Source organism: Flavobacterium sp., assembly GCF_020217025.1.
Taxonomy (GTDB): Bacteria; Bacteroidota; Bacteroidia; order Flavobacteriales; family Flavobacteriaceae; genus Flavobacterium.
Map to the genome: position 1 here is coordinate 1 of NZ_JAIWOF010000153.1, position 10,000 is coordinate 10,000.

A 10,000-nucleotide genomic window follows, 5' to 3' on the forward strand; every position below is an offset into this window, starting at 1 on the left:
GGTAATGAGATAAATTGAGAACCAAAACGAACATAAGGCCCAAAACGACCATTGTTCACTTCAATTTCTTCTCCTTTATAAGTACCTAATTGTTTTGGAAGTAAAAATAAGTTCAATACTTCTTCCAAAGTGATATTTCCAATATTTTGATCTTGACGTAAACTCGCAAATTGTTTGTTTTCATCATCAATATCACCAATTTGAGCCATTGCTCCATATTTTCCTAAACGAACCGAAACTTGTTTTCCTGAAACTGGATGCACTCCTAAGATTCTTTCACCACTTTCTCTATCTGCATTTTTCTCTACATCAACTACATTTGGATGAAAGTGTTTGTAAAAGTCGTTCATCATTTTAGCCCAATCTACTTTTCCTTCTGCAATTTCATCGAAATCCTGCTCCACTTTAGCCGTGAAATTGTAATCTAAAATCGTATTGAAGTTCTTCACCAAGAAATCATTCACGATAATTCCGATATCGGTTGGAACTAATTTTCCTTTATCTGATCCAACATTCTCCGTTAAAACTTGCGATTTTACTTCACCAGCTTTTAACATTAATTGGTTATATTTTCTTTCTTGACCTTCAAAACTTCCTTTTTCTACATAAGTTCTAGCGATAATAGTAGAAATAGTTGGCGCATATGTTGACGGACGACCAATTCCTAATTCTTCCAATTTCTTAACCAAAGAAGCTTCAGTATAACGACTTGGCGGACGCGAAAAACGTTCCGTTGCCGTGATATAATTATTGGTAAGTTTTTCGTTTACTTTTAAAGCTGGCAACATTCCTTCTTGTTCCTCTTCATCATCATCATGCCCTTCTAAATACACTTTTAAGAAACCTTCAAATTTAATAACTTCTCCAGTTGCTGTAAATGTTTCCGAATGATTGCTTGCTTCAATTTTTACATTGGTTCTCTCTAATTCCGCATCGCTCATTTGAGACGCTAAAGTTCTTTTCCAAATCAAATCATACAAACGTGCTTGATCTCTATCGATATCTACAGTATGTCTTGACATATCAGTTGGACGAATCGCTTCGTGCGCTTCTTGTGCTCCTTTTGATTTGGTATTGAAGTTTCTTGGTTTTGAAAACTCTTTTCCGTAGTAACTTGTAATTTCAGCTTGAGCTGCTGCCATAGCTTCTTGCGATAAATTCACACTATCCGTTCTCATGTAAGTAATAAGTCCGGCTTCGTACAAACGTTGTGCAATTTGCATGGTAATTCCAACAGGCAAATACAATTTTCTCGCTGCCTCTTGTTGCAACGTTGAAGTAGTAAATGGTGCTGCTGGTGATTTTTTTGTAGGTTTGGTTTCTAAATCTCCTACCTTGTAAGAGGAACCAATATTTTTAGCTAAGAAATCTTCTGCTTCTTTTTTAGTTGCAAAGTTCTTAGGTAATTTTGCTTTGAATGTTTTTCCAGCTTCGTTAGTAAATTCTGCTGTGATGCTGTAAGACGCTTCTGGTTTGAAATCTTGAATTTCTCTCTCACGTTCTACAATCAAACGAACTGAAACCGATTGCACACGACCAGCTGATAATCCTCCTTTTACTTTTTTCCAAAGTACTGGCGATAATTCGTAACCTACTAATCGGTCTAAAACTCTTCGTGCTTGTTGTGCGTTTACTAAGTTATAATCTATTCCTCTTGGATTTTCGATTGCTTTTTGAATAGCTGTTTTCGTGATTTCGTGAAAAACAATACGTTTTGTTTTTTCTGGTTTTAACTTTAATTCTTCAGATAAGTGCCAAGAAATTGCTTCTCCCTCACGGTCCTCATCGGAAGCCAACCAAACCATTTCGGCATTTTTAGCTAATCCTTTTAATTTGGTCACCAATGCTTTTTTATCGGCCGAAACTTCATATTTCGGTTTAAAACCATTTTCTACATCTACTCCTATTTCTCTTGAAGGCAAGTCAGCAATATGCCCATAACTCGACTCTACTTGATACTCACTTCCTAGAAATTTCTCGATGGTTTTTGCCTTAGCTGGTGACTCAACGATTACTAAATTCTTTGCCATTTCATGTTTTTTTGAACCGCAAAAGTATAGGTTTTTTTTAAATTTTAACATCTTGAGTATTTTTTTACCTACAATTAACCAAAATATCGGTCAAATTACTCCTATATATATAGGTATAAAATCCACTAAAAACGGCTACTTAGAAATAGAGAAAAAAATAATTTAAAATTTCATGTTAAACCTTTTCTGCCATCTTGTCAGATTTTATAATTTAGTATTATCTTTGCGGACTGATTTAATGGAAATCTTTGATATGGAAAAGGTAATTGATGAAAACAAACAAGGTCAAAGTTTAGTACTTGACCAAAAAGAAGGAAATACAAAAAAACTTTTTATAGAGAGTTATGGTTGCCAAATGAATTTTTCGGACAGCGAAATCGTGGCGTCTATTCTTTATGAAAATGGATATAATACCACTCAAAATCTAGAAGATGCTGATTTGGTTTTGGTAAACACTTGTTCTATTCGCGATAAAGCGGAACAAACGATTCGTAAACGTTTAGAAAAATACAATGCGGTTAAAAAAATCAACCCTTCAATGAAAGTTGGAGTTTTAGGTTGTATGGCGGAACGTTTGAAAAGTCAGTTTTTAGAAGAAGAGAAAATTGTGGACATGGTTGTTGGACCTGATGCTTACAAAGATTTACCCAATTTATTAGCGGAAGTAGAAGAAGGAAGAGATGCTATCAACGTAATTCTTTCGAAAGAAGAAACGTATGGAGACATTTCACCTGTTCGTTTGAATAGCAACGGAGTTAATGCTTTCGTTTCAATCACCAGAGGTTGCGATAATATGTGTACGTTTTGCGTTGTTCCTTTTACACGTGGTCGTGAGCGTAGCCGTGAACCACAAAGTATTTATGATGAAATTCAAGATTTATACGATAGAGGCTTTAAAGAAGTAACCTTATTAGGACAAAACGTAGATAGCTACCTTTGGTATGGTGGTGGCTTAAAGAAAGATTTCGATAAAGCAACCGAGATGCAAAAAGCTACTGCGGTTGATTTTGCGCAATTATTAGACAAATGTGCTACGTTGTTTCCAAAAATGCGTTTTAGATTCTCAACTTCGAATCCGCAAGACATGCATGTAGAAGTAATTGAAACTATGGCGAAACATCATAACATTTGCAACTACATTCACTTACCTGTTCAAAGTGGAAGTACTCGAATTTTACAAGAAATGAATCGTCAACACACGCGTGAAGAATACATCGCGTTGATTGACAAAATATATGCAATTATTCCAGATATTTCATTATCGCAAGATATGATTGCTGGTTTCCCAACAGAAACAGAAGAAGATCATCAAGATACGTTGAGTTTGATGAAATATGTAAAATATGATTTCGGATTTATGTTTGCGTATTCAGAACGCCCAGGAACTTTAGCTGCTAGAAAAATGGAAGACGACGTTCCAGAGGAAGTGAAGAAAAGACGTTTAAATGAAATCATCGACTTACAACAAAGAATTGGTTTAGAAAGAACGCAACGTTTCATTGGTCAAGAAGTAGAAGTATTGATTGAAAAAGAATCAAAACGTTCTGATGCTCATTGGAGCGGAAGAAATTCTCAAAATACTGTGGTGGTTTTTCCAAAAGAAAATTACAAAGTAGGTGAATTCGTACTAGTAAAAATCACAGATTGTACCGCTGCAACTTTAATTGGAGAAGCGGTTGGTTACTCAACTGTAATGAACTAAAAATATAAGCCACGGATTAAAAGATTAACACGGATTTCAATATGGGACTTTATAGAGAAGAAGAAACTTTTAAAATTATTGGTATTTGTATGGAAGTTCACAGAAATCTTGGTCCAGGATTACTTGAAGTAGTTTATAAAGATGCGTTAGAGATAGAATTTAAAGCAAATAATCTTCCTTTTGAGAGAGAAAAAGAATTTTCAATCGAATATAAAGGAGTTATATTACCACATAAATTTTATGCTGATTTCATTGTAAATGAAGATATTGTTTTAGAAGTAAAAGCAGTAAAAGAATTTTCAGGAGAACATACTGCACAAGTATTGAATTATATGAAACTTTCAGAATCAGAAATTGGATTATTGGTGAATTTTCAAAACAAATCACTACAACATAAAAGATTAGTATTTTAATTAATCCGTGAAAATCCTTTAATCCGTGGCAAAAAAAATAAAAAAATGGAATCAGTACAAGCTATAAAACAACGATTTGAAATTATTGGGAACGACCCAAAACTCAATCGTGCCGTGGAGAAAGCCATTCAGGTAGCTCCAACGGATATTTCGGTATTGGTAACAGGTGAAAGTGGTGTTGGAAAAGAAAGTATTCCAAAAATTATTCACGCACTTTCGCATAGAAAACATGGAAAATACATTGCAGTAAACTGTGGTGCTATTCCCGAAGGAACCATTGATAGTGAGCTTTTTGGTCATGAAAAAGGTTCATTTACTGGAGCAACTAATACTCGTGAAGGGTATTTTGAGGTAGCTGATGGCGGAACTATATTTTTGGACGAAGTTGGCGAATTACCTTTAACTACTCAAGTACGTTTATTACGTGTTTTGGAAAATGGCGAATTCATAAAAGTAGGTTCATCGCAAGTACAAAAAACAAATGTTCGAATTGTAGCGGCTACGAATGTCAATATGTTTGATGCAATTGAAAAAGGCAAATTCCGTGAAGATTTATTTTATAGATTGAGTACGGTTGATATTATGTTGCCACCACTTCGCGAACGCAAAGATGACATTCATTTGTTGTTTAGAAAATTTGCTTCGGATTTTGCGCATAAATACAAAATGCCCCCCATTAAATTAGACGACAGCGCCGTTGAATTGCTTTTAAAATATCGATGGAGCGGAAACATTCGTCAATTGCGAAATGTTGCTGAGCAAATTTCGGTTTTGGAAACAAAACGTGAGATTTCATCACAAACGCTTCTCTCCTATTTACCAATGGAAAATCCGAATTTACCTTCGGTCATTGGAACTAAAAAATCGGAAAGTGATTTCAGTAACGAAAGAGAAATTTTGTACAAAGTCCTTTTTGATATGAAGAGCGACTTGAACGATTTGAAAAAGCTTACGATGGAATTAATGCAAAACGGAAGTTCAAAAGTTCAAGAAGCCAACAAAGGATTAATTCAGAAAATTTACGGCAAACCCGAAGAAAATGCTATTTTTGAAGAAGAACCAAGAGTAGAAATGCTTCCGAATCAAAACAATTTGATTCAGGAAGAATTTGAAGACGATGACGATGAAAATTATTTATTTGCCGAAACCGTTGATGAAGAAGAAACCTTAAGTTTAGAAGCGAAAGAAATTGAATTAATCAAGAAATCTTTAGAACGTAATAAAGGAAAACGAAAAGCGGCTGCTGACGAATTAGGAATTTCCGAAAGAACACTATACAGAAAAATCAAACAATACGATTTATAATGAGATATTTCATCATAATATTAACACTTACTTTTTCATTTATCTTAAACAGTTGTGGCGTTTATAATTTCACAGGTGCTAAACCCATTGATGCTAAAACTTTTCAAGTAAATTATTTTCAAAATAATGCACCTTTGGTAGAGCCCGGAATTGAAAGAACTTTCACATTAGAACTTCAAGATATTATTCAAAACCAAACCAATTTAAATTTGGTGTCTCAAGGTGGTGAATTACTTTACGAAGGTGAAATTACCGATTATCGTATTACACCTATGACCGCAACTGCTGACCAAAGAGCAGCACAAAATAGATTAACAATAAGTGTAATGGTAAGATTTACCAATAGAAACAAAGAAGAGGATAATTTTGAAAAGCGTTTTTCCTTTTACTATGATTTCGATGCCAATCAACAATTGGTAGGTTCACAATTAACGAACGCTTTAGATGTTATTTTTGAGCGAATTACTCAAGATATTTTTAATGATTCATTAGCTAAATGGTAATTAATTTGTAAATTTTGAATATAACCGATTTAACATATCTTTTAAACAAGCCTGAAACTATAAACGAAAAGCAAACCATTGCTTTAGAGAATGTAGTTTTACAGTTTCCGTATTTTCAAGCGGCACGAGCTTTACATTTAAAAGGATTGTACAATCAGGAAAGTTTTAGATACAATTACGAATTAAAAAAAACAGCAGCTTACACCACTGATAGGACTATATTATTTGAATTTATTACTTCAGATAATTTCACAGCAATCCAACAGGAAAAGATAGATGAAATTCAAAGATCATTGTTAGATATTGAAGTACATCATATGGAAGAAATAATTGTATTGCCAGAAATTGAAAGTACAGTAACTCCAGAAGAAACAGAAATAATTGAACCAACTTCAGAAGAAAAACTAGAAATAGGTAAACCTTTACCTTTTACTCCTTCAGAAAGACATTCGTTCCAAGAATGGTTACAATTGACCAAATTTAGTCCAATTGAACGTGAAATTGAAGAAAAAAACACTTCGAACGACCCTAAAAAGCAAAAAAAATTAGACATTATTGATAAATTTATTGAAGCTAATCCAAAAATTGCTCCAGTAAAAGAAACAACCAAAGCACCTGCAAATATTAGCAAAAGCGTTGAAGAGCCAACGCATCTAATGACCGAAACATTAGCCAAAGTATATTTGGAACAAAAAAAATATACAAAAGCAATACAAGCTTATGAAATATTAATTTTGAAATATCCAGAAAAAAGTAGTTTCTTTGCAGACCGAATAAATGAAATCAAAAATTTACAACAAAATAATAATTAATTATGGGATTCACAGGTTTTTTAATTGCGATAACAATTGTTTGTTTTTTATTAATCTTAGCTATTATGGTTCAAAACCCTAAAGGTGGAGGTTTATCTTCTTCATTTGGTGGTTCTCAACAATTAGGTGGAGTTCAAAAAACAACTGACTTTTTAGATAAAAGTACTTGGACATTAGGTGGAATTTTAATTGCTTTAATTTTACTTTCTAGTTTAAGTTTTAATGGAGCTGCATCTGGTTCTAAAGTTTTAGGTGAAGACGAAACTTCTGTTCCTACAACTACAATTCCAACAACTCCAGAAGCTGCAAAACAAGCTGCTCCTGCTGCTACACCAGCACCAGTTGCAACAGATTCTACAAAATAAGAATTGATAAAATATATAAAATGCCAGCATGTCAGTGCTGGCATTTTTTTTACCGAAAAATTGTCAGAAAATCGCTTTGGCACAATTTCTGAAAAACAACAAGCAACAAATTAATTTTAATAAACAAAATATATACAATTATGTCATTAAACATTAAACCTATTTCAGATCGTGTAGTAATTGCTCCATTAGCAGCAGAAACTACAACAGCTTCAGGAATCATCATTCCAGACACTGCAAAAGAGAAACCACAAAAAGGTACTGTAGTAGCCGTGGGAAATGGCAAAAAAGATTACACTATGTCTGTAAAAGTTGGAGATACCGTTTTATACGGTAAATATTCAGGAACAGAATTCAAATATGAAGGTAAAGATTACCTAATCATGAGAGAAGACGAAATTTACGCAATTCTTTAATCATAGATTAAACAGCAACTTTTAAACATTTAAACGTTAAACATTTAAACAAAAAATTAAAATGGCAAAAGATATAAAATTCGACATTGAAGCACGCGATGGTTTAAAACGTGGTGTTGACGCATTAGCAAATGCAGTAAAAGTAACTTTAGGTCCAAAAGGAAGAAATGTAATTATTTCGAAATCATTTGGTGGACCAACAGTAACGAAAGATGGTGTTTCTGTTGCAAAAGAAATCGAATTACAAGATCCATTAGAAAATATGGGGGCTCAAATGGTAAAAGAAGTAGCTTCTAAAACCAATGATTTAGCTGGTGATGGAACTACAACGGCAACCGTTTTAGCTCAAGCAATCGTAAAAGAAGGTTTGAAAAACGTAGCTGCTGGAGCTAATCCAATGGATTTAAAACGTGGAATTGACAAAGCTGTAGAAACTATTGTTTCAGAATTAGGAAAACAATCTGTAGCTGTTGGTGACTCTTCTGAAAAAATCAAACAAGTAGCTTCTATTTCAGCTAATAATGATGAAACTATTGGTGATTTAATCGCTGTAGCTTTTTCAAAAGTTGGAAAAGAAGGTGTTATCACAGTAGAAGAAGCAAAAGGAACAGATACTTACGTTGATGTTGTAGAAGGAATGCAATTCGACAGAGGGTATTTATCACCATATTTCGTAACTGATGCTGATAAAATGGTAGCGGAATTAAGCAATCCATACGTTTTATTATACGACAAAAAAATATCTAACTTACAAGAATTATTACCAGTTTTAGAACCAGTAGCTCAATCAGGAAGACCATTGTTGATTATTGCTGAAGATGTTGACGGACAAGCATTAGCAACTTTAGTAGTAAACAAATTACGTGGTGGATTAAAAATCGCTGCTGTTAAAGCTCCAGGTTTTGGTGACAGAAGAAAAGCTATGCTAGAAGACATCGCCATCTTAACTGGAGGAACTGTAATTGCTGAAGAAAGCGGATATTCATTAGAAAACGCTACTTTAGATATGTTAGGAACTGCAGAAAACATTACAATTGATAAAGACAATACTACAATTGTAAACGGTTCTGGTGACGCTGAAAACATCAAAGCAAGAGTAAACCAAATCAAATCGCAAATCGAAACTACAACTTCTGATTACGATAGAGAAAAATTGCAAGAGCGTTTAGCTAAATTAGCTGGTGGGGTTGCCGTTTTATATGTTGGAGCAGCTTCTGAAGTAGAAATGAAAGAAAAAAAAGACCGTGTTGACGATGCTTTACACGCTACTCGTGCTGCTGTGGAAGAAGGAATTGTTGCTGGAGGTGGTGTTGCTTTAGTAAGAGCAAAAGCCGCATTAGCAAGCTTAAAAGCAGAAAATGCAGACGAAGCAACAGGAATTCAAATCATTAACAAAGCAGTGGAAGCACCTTTAAGAACTATTGTAGAAAACGCTGGTGGTGAAGGTTCAGTTGTAATTGCAAAAATTACTGAAGGAAAAGACGATTTCGGATTTAATGCAAAAACAGGCGAATACGTTCAAATGTTAGCTGCTGGAATTATCGACCCTAAGAAAGTAACTCGTGTAGCTTTAGAAAATGCTGCTTCTGTAGCTGGAATGATTTTAACTACTGAATGTGCTTTAATCGACATCAAAGAAGATAGTCCTGCAATGCCAATGGGCGGAGGAATGCCAGGAATGATGTAAAATTCACAATACTCTCAAATACATAAAACCCGATTAGAACTTTCTAATCGGGTTTTATTTTTAAAACTAACTTAAAACAAAAAATAAAACTATCTAATTGAAGAAAACTTGATATTGTGCTATCACAGAACCATTTCTAGAAACTTGGTCTCCAGCAGTATTATAAATTGGCCTATCTTGATAAGAAACGGTAAACTTAGAAGTGTGATTTGCCAATAACCAGTTTACACCAATATCATAAAAATTCATTTGATCATTTAATCGATTAAAATTAGAACTCTGAATGGATGCGTAAGGCATAAGAGTGGTTTTACCAATTAAATTCTCTTTGAATTTATATCCAATCTGACCATATAAAGTTGTTCCTGTTCCATACATTGGAAATGCATTTCCAGCGCCATTTAAAATTGCAGCATTGTTATTTCCATTTGCTGGATTCATCACACCTAAATTACGCGTATAATTATCTCCGAAATCATATTTTGCAATACTTGCATAAGCACTAATAGCTTGTCCTTTAGATCCAACTGGAGCATCATAATAAATATCAGCCGATAAATGTAACATATTGTGATTAATAGTATCACCAACTGTATTTAATTTCCACATGGCATCTTTTTGATAAATAAATCCAGCACCGATATTAAATACTTTTTTCTTGCCTAAATAAGTTCCTGTCATGTAAGGCATCAAATTACTTTCTTGGTCTTTAAATTGGTATTGAAAGTAACCGTTCCATTGCATTTTTGGAGGAGCAGCTGAAAAAT

At 33.9% G+C, this 10,000-nt stretch carries 9 protein-coding genes and 1 pseudogene; 8 read left to right on the forward strand and 2 right to left on the reverse strand.

All coding sequences use genetic code 11. The annotated features are described in order from the left end of the window. A partial coding sequence (topA, locus tag LDL23_RS07705; protein ID WP_291265180.1) for a type I DNA topoisomerase occupies positions 1 to 2,030 on the reverse strand: 2,030 nt, incomplete at its 3' end. A gap of 253 nt (positions 2,031 to 2,283) precedes the next feature. Between topA and miaB the strand changes: the two genes are divergently transcribed. The 8 genes from miaB to groL all read left to right on the forward strand — a co-directional run bounded on the left by miaB (position 2,284) and on the right by groL (position 9,233). Beyond that, positions 2,284 to 3,732, forward strand: coding sequence for a tRNA (N6-isopentenyl adenosine(37)-C2)-methylthiotransferase MiaB (gene miaB / locus LDL23_RS07710; RefSeq protein ID WP_291265181.1), 1,449 nt, complete (start codon positions 2,284 to 2,286; stop codon positions 3,730 to 3,732). A 41-nt stretch (positions 3,733 to 3,773) separates the two neighbouring features. Continuing rightward, on the forward strand, positions 3,774 to 4,145 hold the full coding sequence (locus tag LDL23_RS07715; RefSeq protein WP_231843154.1) for a GxxExxY protein: 372 nt from the start codon (positions 3,774 to 3,776) through the stop codon (positions 4,143 to 4,145). A 45-nt stretch (positions 4,146 to 4,190) separates the two neighbouring features. Beyond that, the gene (locus LDL23_RS07720) at positions 4,191 to 5,450 is read left to right on the forward strand and encodes a sigma-54 dependent transcriptional regulator (protein WP_291265182.1); all 1,260 of its coding nucleotides are present in this window, start codon (positions 4,191 to 4,193) and stop codon (positions 5,448 to 5,450) included. After that, positions 5,450 to 5,953: an LptE family protein gene (locus LDL23_RS07725; RefSeq protein ID WP_291265183.1), complete on the forward strand. Its 504-nt coding sequence runs from the start codon at positions 5,450 to 5,452 to the stop codon at positions 5,951 to 5,953. Before LDL23_RS07720 ends, LDL23_RS07725 begins: the two co-directional genes overlap by 1 nt. A 14-nt stretch (positions 5,954 to 5,967) precedes the next feature. Continuing rightward, positions 5,968 to 6,765, forward strand: a complete 798-nt coding sequence (locus LDL23_RS07730) for a tetratricopeptide repeat protein (RefSeq protein ID WP_291265184.1) — start codon at positions 5,968 to 5,970, stop codon at positions 6,763 to 6,765. Continuing rightward, positions 6,765 to 7,130, forward strand: a complete 366-nt coding sequence (gene secG, locus LDL23_RS07735) for a preprotein translocase subunit SecG (RefSeq protein WP_291265186.1) — start codon at positions 6,765 to 6,767, stop codon at positions 7,128 to 7,130. The genes LDL23_RS07730 and secG overlap by 1 nt, the downstream gene beginning before the upstream one ends. 140 nt (positions 7,131 to 7,270) lie before the next feature. Continuing rightward, the gene (locus LDL23_RS07740) at positions 7,271 to 7,546 is read left to right on the forward strand and encodes a co-chaperone GroES (RefSeq protein ID WP_111566014.1); all 276 of its coding nucleotides are present in this window, start codon (positions 7,271 to 7,273) and stop codon (positions 7,544 to 7,546) included. 61 nt (positions 7,547 to 7,607) lie between these two features. After that, positions 7,608 to 9,233 (forward strand): chaperonin GroEL, encoded by a 1,626-nt coding sequence (gene groL, locus LDL23_RS07745; RefSeq protein ID WP_291265185.1) that lies wholly within the window; start codon positions 7,608 to 7,610, stop codon positions 9,231 to 9,233. 93 nt (positions 9,234 to 9,326) lie between these two features. Here the strand turns inward: groL and LDL23_RS07750 are convergent. After that, positions 9,327 to 10,000, reverse strand: a pseudogene (locus LDL23_RS07750) (hypothetical protein); the annotation flags it as partial.